At 42.5% G+C, this 17804-nt stretch carries 20 protein-coding genes; 15 read left to right on the top strand and 5 right to left on the bottom strand.

Annotation, left to right across the window (positions count from 1 at the left end; all coding sequences use genetic code 11):
- Window position 1: 1 nt before the first annotated feature.
- Genes phnE (EXM22_RS13355) through phnC form a run of 3 tightly spaced genes read right to left on the bottom strand, consistent with a single transcriptional unit; the run spans window position 2 to window position 2363 of the window.
- The gene (phnE, locus tag EXM22_RS13355) at window positions 2-802 is read right to left on the bottom strand and encodes a phosphonate ABC transporter, permease protein PhnE (protein WP_149487008.1); all 801 of its coding nucleotides are present in this window, start codon (window positions 800-802) and stop codon (window positions 2-4) included.
- The gene (phnE, locus tag EXM22_RS13350) at window positions 802-1584 is read right to left on the bottom strand and encodes a phosphonate ABC transporter, permease protein PhnE (protein WP_149487007.1); all 783 of its coding nucleotides are present in this window, start codon (window positions 1582-1584) and stop codon (window positions 802-804) included. The genes phnE (EXM22_RS13355) and phnE (EXM22_RS13350) overlap by 1 nt, the downstream gene beginning before the upstream one ends.
- Window positions 1584-2363: a phosphonate ABC transporter ATP-binding protein gene (phnC, locus tag EXM22_RS13345; RefSeq protein ID WP_149487006.1), complete on the bottom strand. Its 780-nt coding sequence runs from the start codon at window positions 2361-2363 to the stop codon at window positions 1584-1586. Before phnC ends, phnE (EXM22_RS13350) begins: the two co-directional genes overlap by 1 nt.
- A gap of 98 nt (window positions 2364-2461) precedes the next feature.
- On the opposite strand from phnC, the gene EXM22_RS13340 reads away from it, so the two are divergent.
- The 11 genes from EXM22_RS13340 (at window position 2462) to EXM22_RS13290 (ending at window position 9395) form a co-directional block, all read left to right on the top strand.
- Window positions 2462-3385, top strand: a complete 924-nt coding sequence (locus tag EXM22_RS13340) for a phosphate/phosphite/phosphonate ABC transporter substrate-binding protein (protein WP_149487005.1) — start codon at window positions 2462-2464, stop codon at window positions 3383-3385.
- A 175-nt stretch (window positions 3386-3560) separates the two neighbouring features.
- Entirely contained in the window at window positions 3561-4265 is a 705-nt protein-coding gene (locus EXM22_RS13335; protein WP_210411485.1) for a YfbR-like 5'-deoxynucleotidase, read from the top strand.
- Between the two features lie 160 nt (window positions 4266-4425).
- A complete protein-coding gene (locus EXM22_RS13330) occupies window positions 4426-4773 on the top strand; it encodes a hypothetical protein (RefSeq protein ID WP_149487004.1) in 348 nt (115 codons plus the stop codon).
- 4 nt (window positions 4774-4777) lie between these two features.
- Window positions 4778-5236, top strand: a complete 459-nt coding sequence (locus tag EXM22_RS13325; protein ID WP_149487003.1) for a PTS sugar transporter subunit IIA — start codon at window positions 4778-4780, stop codon at window positions 5234-5236.
- Entirely contained in the window at window positions 5237-5749 is a 513-nt protein-coding gene (locus EXM22_RS13320; protein ID WP_149487002.1) for a Na+/H+ antiporter subunit E, read from the top strand.
- 20 nt (window positions 5750-5769) lie between these two features.
- Window positions 5770-6024, top strand: a complete 255-nt coding sequence (locus tag EXM22_RS13315) for an MrpF/PhaF family protein (protein ID WP_246157020.1) — start codon at window positions 5770-5772, stop codon at window positions 6022-6024.
- Window positions 6017-6364, top strand: a complete 348-nt coding sequence (locus tag EXM22_RS13310; RefSeq protein ID WP_149487000.1) for a cation:proton antiporter — start codon at window positions 6017-6019, stop codon at window positions 6362-6364. The genes EXM22_RS13315 and EXM22_RS13310 overlap by 8 nt, the downstream gene beginning before the upstream one ends.
- Entirely contained in the window at window positions 6361-6594 is a 234-nt protein-coding gene (locus EXM22_RS13305) for a hydrogenase subunit MbhD domain-containing protein (RefSeq protein WP_149486999.1), read from the top strand. The genes EXM22_RS13310 and EXM22_RS13305 overlap by 4 nt, the downstream gene beginning before the upstream one ends.
- Window positions 6591-7331 (top strand): MnhB domain-containing protein, encoded by a 741-nt coding sequence (locus EXM22_RS13300; protein WP_149486998.1) that lies wholly within the window; start codon window positions 6591-6593, stop codon window positions 7329-7331. Before EXM22_RS13305 ends, EXM22_RS13300 begins: the two co-directional genes overlap by 4 nt.
- Before the next feature lie 2 nt (window positions 7332-7333).
- The gene (locus EXM22_RS13295; protein WP_149486997.1) at window positions 7334-7678 is read left to right on the top strand and encodes a sodium:proton antiporter; all 345 of its coding nucleotides are present in this window, start codon (window positions 7334-7336) and stop codon (window positions 7676-7678) included.
- Window positions 7665-9395: a complex I subunit 5 family protein gene (locus EXM22_RS13290; RefSeq protein WP_149486996.1), complete on the top strand. Its 1731-nt coding sequence runs from the start codon at window positions 7665-7667 to the stop codon at window positions 9393-9395. Before EXM22_RS13295 ends, EXM22_RS13290 begins: the two co-directional genes overlap by 14 nt.
- A gap of 41 nt (window positions 9396-9436) precedes the next feature.
- On the opposite strand, the gene EXM22_RS13285 is transcribed toward EXM22_RS13290, so the two are convergent.
- On the bottom strand, window positions 9437-10285 hold the full coding sequence (locus EXM22_RS13285; protein ID WP_149486995.1) for a putative RNA methyltransferase: 849 nt from the start codon (window positions 10283-10285) through the stop codon (window positions 9437-9439).
- A 140-nt stretch (window positions 10286-10425) separates the two neighbouring features.
- Here EXM22_RS13285 and EXM22_RS13280 point away from each other — a divergent pair, with 140 nt between their 5' ends.
- From EXM22_RS13280 to EXM22_RS13265, 4 genes are all read left to right on the top strand, one after another.
- Entirely contained in the window at window positions 10426-11217 is a 792-nt protein-coding gene (locus tag EXM22_RS13280; protein ID WP_149486994.1) for a UPF0489 family protein, read from the top strand.
- Window positions 11218-11342: 125 nt separating this feature from the next.
- Window positions 11343-12761, top strand: a complete 1419-nt coding sequence (locus EXM22_RS13275) for an extracellular solute-binding protein (protein WP_149486993.1) — start codon at window positions 11343-11345, stop codon at window positions 12759-12761.
- Window positions 12762-12766: 5 nt separating this feature from the next.
- On the top strand, window positions 12767-15418 hold the full coding sequence (locus EXM22_RS13270) for a diguanylate cyclase domain-containing protein (RefSeq protein ID WP_149486992.1): 2652 nt from the start codon (window positions 12767-12769) through the stop codon (window positions 15416-15418).
- Window positions 15419-15498: 80 nt separating this feature from the next.
- Window positions 15499-16395 (top strand): sugar phosphate isomerase/epimerase family protein, encoded by an 897-nt coding sequence (locus tag EXM22_RS13265; RefSeq protein WP_149486991.1) that lies wholly within the window; start codon window positions 15499-15501, stop codon window positions 16393-16395.
- A gap of 62 nt (window positions 16396-16457) precedes the next feature.
- Here EXM22_RS13265 and EXM22_RS13260 read toward each other — a convergent pair whose 3' ends face one another.
- Window positions 16458-17597 (bottom strand): HD domain-containing phosphohydrolase, encoded by a 1140-nt coding sequence (locus tag EXM22_RS13260; RefSeq protein ID WP_168203501.1) that lies wholly within the window; start codon window positions 17595-17597, stop codon window positions 16458-16460.
- Between the last annotated feature and the right edge of the window lie 207 nt (window positions 17598-17804).

Genomic DNA, 17804 nt, shown 5'->3' with positions numbered 1-17804 from the left:
TTTATACGAGTCCTTTTCTGATCCTGCTGGAAATCATATCAATCACCGATACGGTTACGACTAATACCATAACAATGATCATAGCCCGTGGCCAGGCTCTTGTTCTGATGGCAAAAATTAAAGGTGCTCCTATTCCTCCCGCTCCGACCAGGCCGAGAGTGGATGCCGCTCTCATATTTATTTCAAAGCGGTAGAGGGTGTAGGAAATCAATTCAGGACTGACCTGGGGCAAAACGGCTCTGAACAGAACCTCCATACTTGACCCCCCACAGGATTCAAGGGCTTCTTTAACCCCCATGTCCATGCTTTCGATGGCTTCGCTGAAAAGCTTGCCCAGCATTCCTATAGAATGAATTCCCAATGCCAATATCCCCGCCGGTGCTCCGGGTCCCACAACACTGATGAAGATCAGGGCCAGGATCAGTTCCGGAAATGTCCGGATCATGGTGATGAAGAATTTGCCCACCAAAGAGACTCTCCGGCCTACAATGTTCTGGCTCGCCAACAGTGCAAACGGGATGGATATAACAGCCGAGACAAAGGTTCCGCTGATGGCGATGGCAATGGTTTCAACGATGGCAAAGGGGAGACCATCTATGGTCCAATTTGCCAGATAGCCCAAATCAGGATGGACAATGCCGTTTAAAAGAGACTCCATTGTCCCCTGTGCCGACGCCATGACTCCTTTATAGGGAATTCCCAGCATTCCCCAGAGTATGAGGAGCACTAAGCCCCCATAGTTTATAACTCTGTATAGGAACTGACCCGGGGTGATATTTTTTTTTACAATTATATTTTCCATTACACCAACCTTTTCCTGAGATGAGAGCTGATTAAATCAATGATGAGTACCACAGCGAAGGAGATAACGATAATGACTCCCACTCTGTCAAAGTTTCGCCAGGCAAGGTTATGTTCAAAGGTCTGACCGATCCCTCCGGCTCCTACATAGCCCAAAACAGCAGCGGCTCTGACATTTACCTCAAATCCATAAAGAGTGTAGGACATGTATTGCGGCAGTATTTGAGGGATTATGGCGTAACGGAGAATATTGGGTTTGTTCGCACCTAAAGACATCAGGGCTTCTACCTGTCCATAATCTATGGCTTCTATGGATTCATAGGTCAGTTTTGATATGAGGCCGAAGGAGAAGATTGACAGGGCGATAACACCACTAAAAGGACCAATACCGAACACTGCCACAAAGAGAGAGGCAAGCACCATGGCCGGGATAGTCCTAAAGATATTCAATACCAGTCTTAAGGGCTGGCTGATCCAAGGGTTTTTCAAAAAGTTGCCCGCAGCAAAAACGGCAACAGGAAGTGCTATGACCGTACCAATGAAGGTTCCTACAACCGCCATGCGAATGGTTTCCAACAGCGGAGGGATTACCTTGATGGTATAGGTCCAGTCAGGAGGAAAGAACATTCTGCCAAGAAGTCTTTTTCCCTTACTGAAATTCTGGATAACTTCCAGAGGGTTGAATCCGGCAAAAACAGCACTTCCTACAATCAGGAACACAATGATAAAGATGGTCGAATTCCGCTTCAGGTGGTTGGCCTTGGGAATAATGATTTTTTCCATTACTCCTCTCCCAGAATCTCGTCGTTATGAATGGCCCGCCCATACACCTTCTCAAGATCATTCAGGAATGTCTGTTTTTCTATATCTTTGATTTGGACATCATAGACGATATGTCCCTCTTTGACTCCCACCACTCGGCTGGCATATTCTAGGGCCAGGTCGACATGGTGAAGGTTTGCAATAGTGGTGATACCGTCTTCTGCATTGATCTTCTTGAGATAATCCATCACCTGTATGGTTGTAATGGGATCCAAAGAGGCTACCGGTTCATCTGCCAGCATGAGACGAGGTTCCTGGGCCAGTGCTCTGGCAATGGCTACTCTCTGCTGTTGTCCTCCAGAAAGGTCACTGGCTCTGCTGTGAACTTTTTCAAGAATGTCTACTCTTTGCAGAGCCCGGTAGGCAATTTGCTTATCCTCTTCGGGAAATAATCCAAGGATCGTTTTCCAGGTGGGATGGTAGGCAACCCTTCCTGAAAGTACATTGGTCAGGACACTCGCCCGTTTTACGATATTGAAACCCTGAAAAATCATTCCGATCTGCCGTCTGACATTTCGCAATTCTTTTCCACCGGCTGTGGTTACATTGATGCCGTCAAAGCTGATTTTTCCTGATGTCGCCGGAATCAGCTGATTGATGAGACGTAGCAAAGTGGATTTCCCAGCTCCTGATAAACCAATGATGGCTACAAACTCCCCCTCTTCAATTTTGAGGTTTACATCATTGAGGGCTTTTGTTCCGTTGGGATATACCTTACTGACTCCGGTAAATTCTATCATTATGGACTCCTATAGTTATTATGCTTGCATATTGATCCAAAAACTTCGTAGAATTATAGCAGATTTTGATTATTGATTTTAACGGTAAGGAGAGTTTAATGAAAAAAAGCTTGTTTCTCATGGCATTCATCGCCCTGATTATGACTTCTTTTGTATCTGCCGGGGGCAGCAAAGAGACTGACGTTAACCCTGATGTGCTCGAAGTACAGCTGATTCCGTCTCGGGATGCAACCTATCTGGATGCCCAGAGACTTCCTTTGCAGGAACTTTTGGCAAAGGAAATGGGGATGGAAGTGAATGTGACTGTGGCAACAGATTATAATGCCCTCATAGAAGCCATGGCCTCAGAACAGGTTCACGTCGGACTTCTGGCGACTACGGCTTATGTCCTGGCAGCTGATGAAGGTGCTGCAGAAGCCATTCTGAAATCTCTCCGATATGATGTGGATGATAATGGGGAGCTCATGAAAGACAAACCCATGGTATCCGGATATAAATCTCAGCTTATCGCTGATAAAGACAGCGGAATTAAATCTGTCATAGATCTTAAGGGAAGAAAAGTAGCTATCTCTTCTTTTACTTCTACGTCCGGGTTTGTATGGCCTGCTAACTTGTTGGCAGATAATGGAATTGATCCCGAGTCTGAGATTGAGTGGATCAATACTGGAGGACACGACAACGCTGTTCTGGCTGTTTTTAACGGTGAAGCCGATGCGGCTTTTACTTTCAAAGATGCCAGAAATCTCTTTGAAAAAGAGTCTTACTACGCAGACCTTATGGATAAGGTCGTACTCATTGCCAACACAAGCCTCATTCCCAATGATACCATCTCTGTTATCCCCCGTCTGAACGAAGACTTGAAGCAGAAGGTTAAGGATGCTTTTATTGCTATCAGCAAGAGTGAAGAAGGCCTTGAGATTGTGAGAGGAATCTACAATCACGAAGGGTATGAAGCTGCCCAGGATTCTGATTATGATGAAGTGAGAGTCTACCTCGAAAGAAAAAATGAGTGGGATTTCTAATAAAAAGACAAGGATGATCTTTTATAAAGGAGGGGTTCCTGTGGGAACTCCTCCTTTCTTATAAATTGTTTAAGTCACTTTTTGATAATTCCCGGTGCAGCAATTTTTATTTAACCTCAATTACCCTATACTAAAGTGAAAATAAGAAAAATTAATCGGGAGGCAGTATCAGGCTTTGTTCGTTCAGCTTGATGCGAATTTGAATACTATGCCCTTTGGAACACATTTAATAGACGCCAGATCTTTGATGGAAATAAAACGGTATCAGAATAAGTATTGCTTTAAAAAGCGTTCTGTTGCAGAACATATGTGGTCCGTTTCAAAAATAGCCGAAGGATTGGCTATTTGGGAAAGTAAAAAGTTCAAGAATAAAGTGGATATGGCCAAGGTTCTGCAAAAGGCGATTAACCATGACATGATTGAGCAGACAACCGGAGACATCCTGGGACCAACCAAAAAAAAGACCCCCGCTATGAAAGAGGCGGTGGAGGAGATAGAAGAGTTAGCCTTCAATGAAGTCATAGAGAAAGAGCTTCCAAAATCTTGGCGGAACCAGTTCCGTTCCTATATTCTCAATCCAAAAACAGATGATATTGAAGGTCAAATCATAAGAGCTGCAGATATCATTGATACCATCATTGAATCCATAGAAGAGATAAAATTGGGCAATGATATTTTTAAGGCCGTATTGCTGGATAGCTCAAAATCTCTGATCCAGGTAGACCTTGTCAGTGTCAGATATTTTATAAAATACGCGATTACTGACTTTGAGGTTGATATAGAGGAGTATTTTGGAAAGGAGTTACATGACTTCCGTGAATCTCTGAACTTCGATCCCAAGGTTTTTGAAGCCTGCCAGGATATCGGTTCTGATTTGTAGCCTAGCAAATCCTACTGAATATTCTTGATAAGGGCTTTTTTCCTCCTCTGATGAAGACTCTCCAAAATCATTTGACAAAAAAGAATAGAACAGACATTATTGGTGTAAAATATATTTCGCCAGAAAGATTTATTGCTAATCCTAGTTGCTGGAGACATGAATGAAACTGCTCGTATTTATACTCAACAACGAAGAGTATCTTGAGAAAGTTCTCAGTGCATTTGTAGAAGCAGGTGTATCAGGATCCACTATCCTCGACTCTGAAGGTATGGGCCGATTCCTGGCTTATGATGTTCCCCTTTATGCAGGATTCCGGGAATTTATGAAAGGAAACCGGCCATACAATAAAACAATCATTTCAGTTATCAGAAATCAGGAAACTATTGAAACCGCTAAAAAACTGGTGGATGAAGTTGTTGGCGGACTGGATCAACCAGGAACAGGTATTATGTTCACAGTTCCTGTTGATTGGGCAGCTGGATTAGTTCCTGAAGACGAGGAGATTTAATTCTATGATCAGCATCAATTCTATTCTTTCAGCAGATTGTATTCTCATTCATCCGGATGTGACGGACAAAAAGGCTCTCATAGGTCTTTTTGTAGACAGCCTTGAATCTTCAGGACTCGCTATGGACAAAAAGCAGTTGATCAAGGATGTCATGGAACGCGAAAAGCTCTCTTCCACAGGGCTGAATAATGGCTGTGCTATTCCTCATGCCCATAGTTCTGCCTTGAGCCAGACCGCCTTGGCCGCTGCTGTGTTAAAAGAGGGAGTAGACTTTACAACCCCCGACAGCCAGCCGGCAAAAATCGTATTTTTTATTGCAGGTCCAAAAGGGAATGCCGGTCATCATTTAAAACTTATCTCTAAACTGGCTCGGGTTCTAAATGATAGTCAATTCCTGAAGCAGCTTGAAGGAGCTGATACCAAGGAGGAGTTCCTTGAGTTGATAAAGAAAAGAGAGGGTTAAATGCGGGCTACCACTCTTTGGTCAATAACGCGGGTTGCCATCACTTTTGTGGTCCTTTTCATCCTCTGGCTTCTTTTTACCTTTAGTTTGGATCTTTTTTCGCTGATTGCCGGCCTGACCGGCTCTCTGGGAATCTCACTCATCACATATAAAGTCTTTATACCAGCCCATGATGCTTCCCGTAACGGCTTTATCCCCCGTCCTCTTTTTCTTTTTTTCTTTTTAGCGGTGCTTCTCTACCAGCTTTATTCCTCTAGTATAAAAATGCTCATTACCATAATAAAGGGTAATCCAAATCCAAAAATTGTGCATTTCCGAACCAGAATCAGGTCTGATCTTGCCCGGATGGTTTTATCCAATTCAATCACCTTCACTCCGGGGACAATCACTTTGGACTTAAACGATGATCATTTAACGGTCCACTGGTTCTTTTGTAATACGAATCATTCAAAATTGGCAGGTGAAATAGTCAAAGGGCAGTTAGAGAAACACATTCAGAGGGTTTGGGTATGAGAGAGATGATGTTAATGACAATGCAATGGATAATGCTGATTTTCGCTTTTGTAATCATCATACACCTGATTACTGGTAAGACTGCTGTCAATAAACTCGTCAGTTTAAATGTACTATCAGGTGTGGTCCTGGCTTTTTTAGTCCTCCATGGAGTACAGCTGGGTAGAACCATATATCTGGATATTGCCCTTGTTTATGATATCTTCGGTTTTCTTGGATTCCTGGCCATCTCTCATCTACTGAACAAGAGTATTACAGGGGGAAAAAATGGTTGAAACCATTCTTTCAATTGTTGCGTTTATCGCATTTTTAACCGCCGTGATTTTTGGTGGCGCCGGAGTTTTTGGTCTATTTAAATTCAAAAATCCATATGCAAAACTTCAAAGTGGATCTCTTTGCGGTACAACGGCAGTGATCTCTATTCTCATCGGCTGCCTAGCTCTTGCGCCGACTTGGGCCATGGCAGCAAGGATCATGATTATCGGAATCTTCTTTCTTATTTCCTCTCCAACAGGGACTCATATCGTTGCCCGTTTTGCATGGGTTTCCGGTCAACTCTCCGCTAAGGAAGAGGATGATGCAGACTTTGATGATGTTGAGGATACTCAATTATGATAATTCTCATTTTGATTCTTCTTGTGCTGCTCTCTGTATACACACTGATCTCGAAAGATCTTCTTTACGGCACAATCGCCCTTTCAGCTTTCAGCCTATTGTCAGCCATTCTTTTCTATTTGCTTTATGCTCCCGACGTTGCCATTACGGAGGCCGCTGTTGGTGCAGGGGTGTCAACTGTTGTTTTTGTCTGGGCTATCGGGGCCACAGAACGAAGGGATAAGACATGACCTCCGGACAAAAGAATTTCTTTTTGGCTTTTCAGACCATCCTCATCTTATGTTCTGTTGTTTTGGTGCTGGTTCCTGTTTTTTTATCGACCCATCCCTGGCCGACATTGGCACGGGATTTTCTTGAAAATAACGGGTTTAACAATACGGGGGCACAAAATCAGGTCAGTGCCATATATCTGGGATACAGAGCCTACGATACCCTGGGAGAAACCATTGTGCTGCTCCTGGCTGTAAGTGGTACCATCGGAATTATTTCTAAATCGGGTATTTCTCTGGCCAGAGGATACGGAGAAACCATGTCTGAGTTTTCTGAATCCAAATCAACGCTGCTCCGTACGGACCTCATTGATGTGGTTACCGGAAAGTTGGGCCCCATAGTTCTCCTCTTTGGACTCTATGTCATGCTCTTTGGTCATATCTCTCCCGGTGGTGGTTTTCAGGGTGGGGTTGTTATTGCATCAGGTATCGTTTTTATGGCCTTAGGAAGTAAGTCCGGGGCATCAACCCGCCTGGAAGAAGCAAAAGTTCTCGCAAAAATAGAATCGGTTTGTTTTCTGCTTTTGATCTTGACCTCTTTGGCAGGCATCCCCATGGGGATGGGATATTTTTCCAATCCGATGAGAGTTGATCCCTCTTTTCAGGTCATTTATATCATCATACTTAATTCGATCATTGGTCTCAAAGTGGGTGCGGGGATCGGGTATATGTGTGTTGCCATGTTGGGGAAGGGGTAAAAATGGTAGAAAGAATCCTGATTTTAATCCTTAGTCTGATTGGGCTTTGGGGAATCGTCTATAAAAAAAATATTATTAAGAAGATTTATGGCCTGACAATCCTCAACAGTTCTGTTGTTATCCTTTTCATCCTGGAGGGCTCTCAGATCGGTAAGAATGCCCCTATTATGGGCAAAGGAGTCCGCGATATGGTGGATCCTGTGCCTCAGGCTTTGATGCTGACAGCCATTGTCATTGGAGTTTGTATCACGGCACTGTCTCTGGCAATCGCCTTCCGACTCTATCGATTCACCGGTAGTTTTGACATTGATGAAATAAGAGAAAAGGTAAGCCATGGAACTGACTGACCTGATCCTTGCCCCCGTTGTCTTGCCTCTTATTGGTGCATCTCTGGCGTTTTGTGCCAAGGCATTTCACAAGAATGATAAAGCATGGAAGCTCGAGTCTTTTGCTGCCGCAATAGGCCTGGGTCTGCCCCTCCTGTTATTAGTCTATCTTTTTCAATTTGTAAATTTGGGTCAGAGTATTCAGGTTTCAATTGGACGGTGGCCTGGTAATATAGGAATTCTTTACCGCTTTGACGGTATTGCCTGGCTGGTCAGCCTCCTTGGTTTTACCGTAGGGAGTGCTGCCTGGGTCTATTCACAGGGGTCGGGTCCCAAAGGACCCGGTTTTACAACGACTTTTTTAATTCAAACGGCATCGATGGCTGCTGCGGCTATGACTGTGGATCTCTTTAATCTGTTTGTCTGCCTCGAAGTCATGGGTCTTGCTTCCTATATCCTTGTCGCCAGTTCAGAAAAGCCCGGGGCTTATCTTGCCTCCTTTTCATACCTCATGATCAGTGCCACCGCCATGGTCTTTTTTCTTATTGGTCTCCTTGGATTCTATAAATTGACTGGGTCTCTCTCCTATGAAGGAATTTCTTCAGTTTTAGATTCCCTACCACAAAAGGGAGGTACCATGGCTACGGCCTCTCTTGCTCTGATTGTTGCAGCAGTGGCCATCCGTGTGGCCATAATGCCTCTTTACGGATGGCTTCCCGATGCTCATGCATTAGCCCCCCATTCCATTTCTGCTGTACTTTCCGGTGTGCTGATCAAGGCGCCCCTTTTCGCACTCACCAGACTGCTGATTGTTATGCCTGGCGGAGGAGATGTGGGAAGACTCTTGAGCTACACAGGAGCCATAACAGCACTGGCAGGGGTTATTATTGCTCTCTCTCAAAAGGATACCAAACAGCTTCTGGCATATCACTCCATTAGTCAGATAGGCTATGTCGTATGTGCCTGGGGGGCGGCGATTGCTGCTGGAATTACAACTCCTGCGGGAATTGCTCTTTTTTCGGCTTCTTTCCTTCATGCTCTGTACCATGCTCTTTTTAAGGGACTCCTGTTTTTGACCGTGGGTACAACAACGGACCTGGCTGGAGAGAGGAATGTTTATAAGTTGCGGAATGCCGCTCTTTCTCTCCATAAGGCTGGAGAAAAGGTTCCTATCACATTTTTATGTTTTCTGACTGCGGCTTTTGCGATAACTGCGATCCCTCCTTTCAACGGATATGCCAGTAAGGCTGCTTTATCCTACACTCTAAAAGGGAGCTGGCAAGGGCTCTTCCTCTATGCGGCATCCTTGGGAACAGTGGCTTCTTTTATTAAGCTTTCAAGGATATACCTGCCGGATAAGAAAAGCATTTCTCCTTCAACGGGTATGAACATGCCCCTTGGTAAAATCAAAAAAACGGCGCAGTTTTCCCAGCTCTTTCTTGCCTTAATGTGTATCATCAGCGGCATTGCCGCCCTGCCGATGTCCCGATTGGTCCTTAGGCTCCTGGGTGAAGTAGAGTCTGATTCTCTCCCGCCATATCTGTTTTCAGTTGAAAACTATACAAAGACAGGACTCGTTGTTCTTGGAGGAATACTGCTTTATTTTCTTATATCAACAAAGTCTGGCAAGAAAGTTTTACAACTCATCCGTAATCGGCCAAAAATGTTCCATGGAAATTTTGTGGCTTTATCTCTAGGTATGGCCTTTCTCTTTTATTGGATCAAGCTGTCAAATTAGTAAATGTATCATCTGTTAGCGCCTAAGGCATTGTGCCATTTCTATTCTTGGATAGGAGTCGGTTTCATGATCTGTATATTAAAATCAGCCGTAATCCTGTCACCTGCCTTGAACAAACTCTTTTCTGAACCTCTCTGTTCTGCTTCCCAGGCAAAGGGGGTCATGGAGATGAGGTTGCTGTAGGTATCTTCCATGTCAAAATGCATATTGAATTTTACTGATTTTTCTACCACGACAGACAGACCTTCCAGTGCTTTGGGGGCATTATGAAGTTGTGCTTCCCGATAAATCTTTTTCTTGATTTCATAAAGGTGATGGGGGCCGGGGAGGACTCTTAGGAAACAGGCCTCCTCTTTCAAAATCCGGTGAATCTCCCGGGGCTGAATAGGGGAAAAAATTGAATATACAGCTGTACAACTCTTATCGGGTAGTGGAATATTGGCACTGCTGGCCACTGCAAAATCTGTCCAATCACTCTTTTTTGTTTTAGCCGCCGCGAGTTTAATCCCTTTCTTGGCGATATCTATGCCTATGATGTGAAAGGCAGAACCCAGTGCCGCAGATAGAATCCTCTGATAATGGCCTTCTCCGCAGCCGCAGTCCAGAATGAATCCTTCCTTCATGTCCTGCTGATCAAAATACTGTCTTAAGGATTGTGTCATTGCATCCTGGAGGGTTTGAAAATGATTTCCTCCTAAAAATGCAGACCTGGCCAGGAGCATCTTTTCATCATCCCCGGGGTTCCTACTGGATTTCTGGTTAACAGGCAATAGATTCACATATCCTTGCTTTGCTATGTCAAAACAATGGTTATTCTCACATCTTAATGTTTTTGAATATGTGTCCAGTGGTTTTTTACAATGAGGGCAGATCCATTTCAATGACTTCATTCTCCCCGGGTAAGATTTTTCTAAAAATACAGGTTAATCATAAATTTTTTAAGACAGCCTAAACAAGTGGGATAAAAAAAATTATGAGTTAAGAAGGACAGCCCTATCCGAAAACCCTATTGAGTTGTTATCTTCATAAAGTGGAATTATTAAAAGTAAAAGACAAAGAGGTCTTTGTCGTCGAATCACATAATCAGGTTCTTGAAGCTTGGGCTTCGGGAAGTCAGCAAAATGTTTTTTCCCTGGATTACCATACAGATACACGCGCTGCCTTTCAGCGCTATTCATATTGGCGGGCAGACAGTGAAATAAAAGCCGGACATTCTTACAGTCATGAGAAACGAATCGAAGAATTGACAGAAGAAAAAATCTATCAGTTTATGAATAATGAGATTGATATACATCAAATTAACGATAATCTTCAACACGATGAACATCTGGATTTTTCAGTCAGGACTGATATTGTAGATAAGGTTTTTGTCCTCGCAAAAAATAGAAATCTAAAAAGTTCAAATCCTAATGTTCATATCCTGGATGGAATGACCCAATATGATGACCAGAGGATCATAGAGTTTTCACCTCCCTGTCTTCCCGATTGCAGAAAGGAAAAACACGATGAAGAATGCCGAATTTTAAGAGCAGAATCTTCTATTGAAGACTCATTCTTGGAAGATGCTGTTTTGAAGGCTGAATCCATCGCTCCGTTCTTTTTTAGCCATTATATCCTTGATGTGGATTGCGATTATTTTAATACCGAAGAGAGTCTCTACCCCCAGGAATATGAAGTTTTTAAGAGACTGGTTAGAAATTCTGATTTTATTACAATTGCATTGGAACCTGAATGTGTTAAAATCTGTAGACACGCCGATAGTCAGCTGGAGAGCGATGCGATCTTAAGCAGACTGGTCTCTCTTATTGAAGAGCTTTCCTGATTTTCTACTCCTCTAGGGCTCTGTTTCGTTGTGGCAGTACTCGTATTTTTTATTAATCATGAATAAATGATTAATAAAACGGCGGTAAATATGCTATCCTTTCTTATTGTTAAAGGAGATATCCTATGAAGGTTCGTAAAGAGTTCCTTTTTTTAATAACCATCGTTCTGATTACAAGTTGCGGTCTTGTTTCTCAGGATAATGACCCATTAGATCCATCAAAACCAATTACTATCACCGTCTGGCATTATTATAATGGAAATATTCAGAATCAGTTTGACCTTCTTGTTGAACATTTTAATGAAACCGTGGGCGTTGAAAGAGGGATCGTTGTGGATTCTCAGAGTTATGGAGATGTCGGTCAGTTAGCGAATGCTGTGTATGATTCAGCGAATAAAACCATAGGCTCTCTCCCTCTGCCGGACCTTTTCTTATCCTACCCTGATAATGCTTACAGGGTGAATCTTATAAGCGAATTGTTGGATATCAACACCCTTTTTACAGAGCAGGAGTTAGCAAGGTATCGAGAAGAATTTCTGGATGAAGGGAAAATCGGCACAGGGACGGGCTTGAAAATATTTCCTATAGCAAAGTCCTCTGAGATCCTGTATTTGAATAAAACCTTCTGGGACGAATTCGTGGATGTCAGCGGTGCAGATATAAATAGATTAAGGACCTGGGAAGGAGTTCTTGAAGTTGCAGAGGAGTATTACAATCTAACAGGGAAAGCATTCTTAGGAATTGATGCGAGTGCCAACTTCATGTATGTTTCTGCGATACAGCTCGGTTCTGAGATTTATTCCGTCAAAGACGATTCTGTTTCCTTGAACTTTACAAAAGAGATAGCCAGAAAAATTTGGGAATTTTATTATATTCCCTACATGAAAGGATTCTTTGAGAAGAATGGACGCTACAGCTCTGATGATGCCAGAACAGATTCTGTTCTGGCGTATACAGGCTCGACCGCTGGTGCCGTCTATTTCCCCACAGAAGTGACTCTTCCTGATGGAGATGTTTATCCTATAGACCCAATGACCCTTCCTTATCCTTATTTTGAAGAGGGGCGCGCTTTTGCGTATCAGCAGGGTGCCGGAATGTGTATAACAAAAAGCGATGAGCCTCATGAATATGGTGCCGGACTATTTCTAAAATGGTTCACAGAGCCCGAACAAAATGTGGAATTTTCAGCCTTAACAGGATATATGCCCGTCATGAATGAGTCTCTGAAAAAGGAAAAGATGTACGAAGCACTGAGTTCTATGGAAAGGATCGGTGCTGCTATTCCTGGAGTGATTGATTCTACTGTTTACATGCTGGACAACTATACCCTGTACAGTACCAAACCGTTTGAAGGTAGTTTTGAGTTAAGGTCTCTCCTGGAAAGTCATTTATTCAGTAAAATCACTGTAGATTTGGGACTGGTTGAGGAACAGGTCAATTCTGGAGAAGACCGATCTAAACTCGTCGAAGCCTTGATCTCCGAGTTGGAATTTGAGAAATGGTATGATCAAATCCATGAAGAACTACTCTCTCTTGTTAATTGAACTATATGATCTGGAATATTCTGAAATTTAGGATAGACAGGAAATCGATTCTCTTTAGAGTAACTGTTCTTGTTGTCATCTTGGTGATCATCCAATCCTCAGTTCTACTTGGTTTTCCCTACTTTGGTGGAGTCATGGGGCAAGCCATAGATAATACTATGCGATCCTTTATGGATAAAACACAGAATAGAAATGCCTATCTTAAAGGTGAAATGAAGAATAGTTGGTCACAGGTGGCCCCCTATATGCAGCGTATCTCCAATAAGCTTCCTACAGAGCAAGTTGATGATTCCTTTTTTGAATCTGTTTTTGATGATCTGGTTGGTATGCTTAGAGCGACAAAGACATCCGGCGCATTCATTCTATTGGACCGGGAAGGATCAGAATCACCTGCCCTCTATCTCCGGGATTATGAACCCAGGTTAAATGACTTTTCCAATAAAGACCTCTATATGATTCTTGGTTCTTCAGCCATAGCCAAAGAGAAAAAAATACCTCTGGACAGGTTCTGGAAAAACAGAATGGAGTACACTTCTGAGAATAAGGATTTCTTTGATATCCCCTATTCAAAAGCCTCTCTGACTTTTAATACAGAGTTGTTAGGGTACTGGAGCACTCCTTTTACACTGTTTCAAAATGATATGCAGATTTTGACCTATTCCATGCCGCTCTTTGATTCAAACCGCAAGTTGAGAGGAATCATTGGTGTTGAAATATCAGTGAACTATTTCAGTAAGTTTCTTCCTTCAAATGATCTACATGATAAGGATTCTCTAGGTTATCTCATCGGATATCATGGAGAAGGGACGCAGTCAATCAAACCCGTACTCATGGTTGGGGCCTTACAAAAAAGGATGATAAATCAGAAAGAGGACTTAAATCTGCTTGAAGTCGATAAAGACAGAAATATCTTTTCTATTGAAAATACTAATAGTGAGGAGACAATCTATGCCTGTATTGACCAAATTGGTCTGTACAAGGTGAATACGCCATTTGAAAATGAATCCTGGTATTTGATTGGAATGATGAGAGAAGATCATCTGCTGAGTTATATCAACAAAATAAAGAGTATCCTCGAAATATCAATTCTGGCTTCTATTATAATGGCTATCTTTGGTGGTATCGTTATCAGCTACTTCTTCACAAAGCCAATTGCAAGGCTTGCCAAAAGGGTAGGAGATAGAGAACATGATAAATCGGTAGAACTTCTGGCGACGGGGTTTACAGAAATAGACGGATTATTGGGTGCCATAGAAAGTGCCAATGTGAGGCTGACAGAGTCGGCCGTGAGGTTATCAAAAATAATCGATTTAACCGATTTTCCCATAGGGGCCTTTGAGATCAGAGATGATTCAGACAGAATCTTTGTTACCGAACAGTTTCAAACGATTCTAGAACTCGATGATCATAGACTGAATAGAATGATTCAAAAGAAGGATCTTTTTACTGAGTACTTGAGTCATTTGATGAAGTCACCCGTAAGGGATGAAGATTCTGTTTACAAAATGGATCTGGATCATGACAAGTATATCAGGATCAAAATTGTAGAAGAGGATAAGAGCACCATTGGTGTCATTGTCGTTGTCAGTGATGAAATCCTTGGAAAAAACCTCATCAAAGAAGAGCGTGATTATGATCCTTTGACTAAGTTGTTAAATCGTAAGGCTGTACAGCTGAAAATTGAAAAGACCCTGGCACAGGCGGATCCCAAAAAGATAACTGCTCTCATCATGTTTGACCTTGATAACCTGAAAATCATTAATGACAGCTTTGGTCATAAATGGGGGGATTCTTATATTAAGAGTGCTGCAGCAGCCTTGTCTGGGATTGGAAACTCTTCTCACATTCTTGGAAGAAGGTCGGGAGATGAGTTTGTATTACTGCTCCATGGGTTCTCATCAAGAGAAGCTATTCTGACCGCAATGAACGACTTTTATGCCTCTTTGGATCAACATCAGATTACCTACCCTGATGGATCATTGAAAGCCCTCAGCATATCGGGTGGTTTGCTTTGGGTCGACCGTGTTTCTCTTGATTATGAAGAACTGCTTCATCAGGCGGATCAGCTTTTATATGCAGCTAAGAATAATAAGAAAGGGTTTTACATTGAAGGTCATATAGATCATCAGGTAGAGCTTCTCAGTATAAGAGATTCCCTTACAGGTCTATACAATCAAGCTTTCTTGAAGGAATTACTGGATAAGGAAATTGCCCGGTCTCAAAGAGACAAGAGCTATCTTACCATCTTTATGGCAGATGTTGACCTGTTTAAATTGTTCAATGAGCGCTTGGGAATGCATCAAGGTGATACCTGCCTGATTGAGATAGCCTCGGTTCTTAATGCTTCAGTTAACCGCCCAAATGATATCATTGCCCGGTTTGGGGATGATGAGTATTGCATGGTCTTACCGGGAGTTCTCCCCGATGGAGCCCTGAAAATCGGGTATAACATCATTGAAGCAGTTGAGAATAAAAAGATTTCCCATGAAGCATCTCCGCTGGGAGTCGTCTCCCTCACTCTAGGGTTTGTCTCCCTCATCCCGACAGGAGATCATGATTCTCATGAACTGATACTGAAGGCGGAGCAAGCCCTCTTAAATGCCAAGACAAAAGGGCTCAAGAGCATCCAGGAATATTTAATCAGCTCTACATCCTGAAACATCCAGGGTAGGGTAACTCTGGATGTTTCAGTGGACTGTTTTAATAGGAAAAATTTCAAAATAGGAGTTTATTTAATATGTATTATACAGGATTTGCCGATGAAGCCGGCTTTGGACTGGAGGCTCAGATCCAGGCTACTAAAGAGTTGGGATGGACCTGTATCGAATCGCGAAGCATTGATGGTGTGAACATTCATGATCTTCCGGAAGATCAGTTTGAAACAGTGGTAGGCATGCTCAACGATAGTGGCATTACCATCAATTGTTTTGGTAGCACCGTGGCTAACTGGAGCCGGGATCCCCGCAAAGAAGAAGATTTTCAAAAAAGTCTAGCCGAACTGCGCCGTGCTCTTCCCCGCATGGAAAAACTAGGCTGTACCATGATTCGGGGTATGAGCTTCACACGGCTACGGGATGCGTCCCTCTATTCTCGGGAGCTGGAAGAGACCATTTTTAAGAAATTAAAAAGCCTTGTGCAACTCTGCGAAGAAGCGGGAGTCAGCTATTTGCATGAGAATTGTGCCAATTATGGAGGTATGTCATCAGAGCATACTCTCAGGCTTGTGGAAGAGATAAATTCTCCCCATTTTAAGCTTGTCTTCGACACTGGAAATCCTCTCAATTCAGTGGATTACAGAGAAGGACATCAAGGGCATATGCAGGATTCCTTTCAGTTTTATTCGGCTGTGAAAGAACATATTGCCTATGTACATATAAAAGACGGTGTCTTCAAAAAAATTCAGCCTGATGAAATTTTTAATGCATCGGACTGGTGTTATCCTGGTGAAGGGGAAGGAAAGGTGCGGGAAATTGTGACAGATCTGCTTCAAAGCGGCTATGATGGCGGGTTTTCCATAGAGCCCCACATGACACTTGTCTACCATGAGAAAGATTCCAGATCCGAAGAGACTTTAAAATATGCTAACTATGTAGAGTACGGACGACGTTTTATGAAGATCGTGGAAAGCCTCTAAATATTCAATTATTGGTGGAATCCTTGCTGTCTGGTCTTTTTAAGATTTTATCAGGGAATATTTTAGATTACACCTATTATTAAATGGGATTCCTCTTTGTCCACATGGGCTAGTTTAATCGCTTGTATTTGATCAATATTGTTTAGGAACACTTCCACAACCTCTCGGTCAAAATGAATTCCTGAATTTTGAATGATATAGTCCAGGCACTCTTTCTCGCTCCAGGCATCCTTGTAGGATCGGACGCTGCCGAGGGCGTCATATACATCCGCAATAGCTACAATTTTTGCTTCGATGGGAATGTCATTTCCAGTTAATCCCAGGGGGTATCCACTCCCATCGATCCGTTCATGGTGGTATTTCGCTATATTTGCGGCTGTTGTCAGCAGGTCATCTGTGTTATACCCCTCTGGGATGACTGTGTTTAGGGGAATATTCAGATTTTCAAGTGATTGGCTTTGTAAAATTTGTTCTCCGTACTCGCAGTGTTTCTGCATGATTTCATATTCTGTTTCTGTGAGTTTCCCCTGTTTTAAAAGGATCCTTTCGGGTATGCCAATTTTTCCAATATCATGGACAGGGGCCGCTTGTCTGATTAGATCTGCTTCGTAATTGTCCATTTTTAATCCTGAAGCAATGATACCCGAATATTTAGATACCCGTATGAAATGTTGTCCCGTTTCATAATCTCTAAATTCTGCGGCTCTCGATAGTATTCCAACGATCCTGTTTCTAGACAGAAGAAGTTCCTGGTTCTTCTTCTCTAACTCACTTGTTCTTTCCTGAACCATCTTTTCAAGATTCTTCTTATAACGGCGATTCTCGAGAATTAGTTCTCTTTTATCCAAGGCAGTCCTGATGATCTTATCCAGAGAGTTCATGTCTCCAAAGGGCTTTTGTATGAAATCCCAAACACCCGAATGAAGTGCTTCTATGGCCGTATCGATATCTCTATTGCCTGAAATGACTATATATGCAATATCGGGTTCTACTATTCTGGCTTGTTCAATAAACTCGAGCCCGCTCATATCAGGCATGTTTACATCGACGAGAACCAGGTCGATCTTTTGGGACGTAATGAGTTCTAATGCATAAAATCCTGAGGCAGATTTTACTATCTTGTATTTCTCAGACAAATAGATTTCGAGTAAATCTCTTATGGATTCATCATCGTCTAATATAAGAATACTATGATTTTTCATGTCATCGTCTTTGACGTCCTCCATAAATCTGCTTAAACCTCTGGAATTTCTAAAAAATTCCCCTAGAATTATACTAGACGCTAGATCCCGATACTATTAATGATCTGATTGTAGAAATTGTAAACACAATTTCGCCTTGTTACTGTTACAGATTTCCTTATTGAGATGGTCTACGAGGTTTTAGATCAAATCTTTTGTTTCTTCTAC

The organism is Oceanispirochaeta crateris (assembly GCF_008329965.1).
Taxonomy (GTDB): Bacteria; Spirochaetota; Spirochaetia; order DSM-2461; family DSM-2461; genus Oceanispirochaeta; species Oceanispirochaeta crateris.
This window is presented reverse-complemented; position numbering and strand designations above follow the sequence as displayed.

Coding starts and splice junctions, on each gene's coding strand:
- phnE (WP_149487008.1), bottom strand. CDS start 802: ATGGAAAATATAATTGTAAAAAAAAATATCACCCCGGGTCAGTTCCTA.
- phnE (WP_149487007.1), bottom strand. CDS start 1,584: ATGGAAAAAATCATTATTCCCAAGGCCAACCACCTGAAGCGGAATTCG.
- phnC (WP_149487006.1), bottom strand. CDS start 2,363: ATGATAGAATTTACCGGAGTCAGTAAGGTATATCCCAACGGAACAAAA.
- EXM22_RS13340 (WP_149487005.1), top strand. CDS start 2,462: ATGAAAAAAAGCTTGTTTCTCATGGCATTCATCGCCCTGATTATGACT.
- EXM22_RS13330 (WP_149487004.1), top strand. CDS start 4,426: ATGAAACTGCTCGTATTTATACTCAACAACGAAGAGTATCTTGAGAAA.
- EXM22_RS13325 (WP_149487003.1), top strand. CDS start 4,778: ATGATCAGCATCAATTCTATTCTTTCAGCAGATTGTATTCTCATTCAT.
- EXM22_RS13320 (WP_149487002.1), top strand. CDS start 5,237: ATGCGGGCTACCACTCTTTGGTCAATAACGCGGGTTGCCATCACTTTT.
- EXM22_RS13315 (WP_246157020.1), top strand. CDS start 5,770: ATGCAATGGATAATGCTGATTTTCGCTTTTGTAATCATCATACACCTG.
- EXM22_RS13310 (WP_149487000.1), top strand. CDS start 6,017: ATGGTTGAAACCATTCTTTCAATTGTTGCGTTTATCGCATTTTTAACC.
- EXM22_RS13305 (WP_149486999.1), top strand. CDS start 6,361: ATGATAATTCTCATTTTGATTCTTCTTGTGCTGCTCTCTGTATACACA.
- EXM22_RS13300 (WP_149486998.1), top strand. CDS start 6,591: ATGACCTCCGGACAAAAGAATTTCTTTTTGGCTTTTCAGACCATCCTC.
- EXM22_RS13295 (WP_149486997.1), top strand. CDS start 7,334: ATGGTAGAAAGAATCCTGATTTTAATCCTTAGTCTGATTGGGCTTTGG.
- EXM22_RS13290 (WP_149486996.1), top strand. CDS start 7,665: ATGGAACTGACTGACCTGATCCTTGCCCCCGTTGTCTTGCCTCTTATT.
- EXM22_RS13285 (WP_149486995.1), bottom strand. CDS start 10,285: ATGAAGTCATTGAAATGGATCTGCCCTCATTGTAAAAAACCACTGGAC.
- EXM22_RS13275 (WP_149486993.1), top strand. CDS start 11,343: ATGAAGGTTCGTAAAGAGTTCCTTTTTTTAATAACCATCGTTCTGATT.
- EXM22_RS13270 (WP_149486992.1), top strand. CDS start 12,767: ATGATCTGGAATATTCTGAAATTTAGGATAGACAGGAAATCGATTCTC.
- EXM22_RS13265 (WP_149486991.1), top strand. CDS start 15,499: ATGTATTATACAGGATTTGCCGATGAAGCCGGCTTTGGACTGGAGGCT.
- EXM22_RS13260 (WP_168203501.1), bottom strand. CDS start 17,597: ATGAAAAATCATAGTATTCTTATATTAGACGATGATGAATCCATAAGA.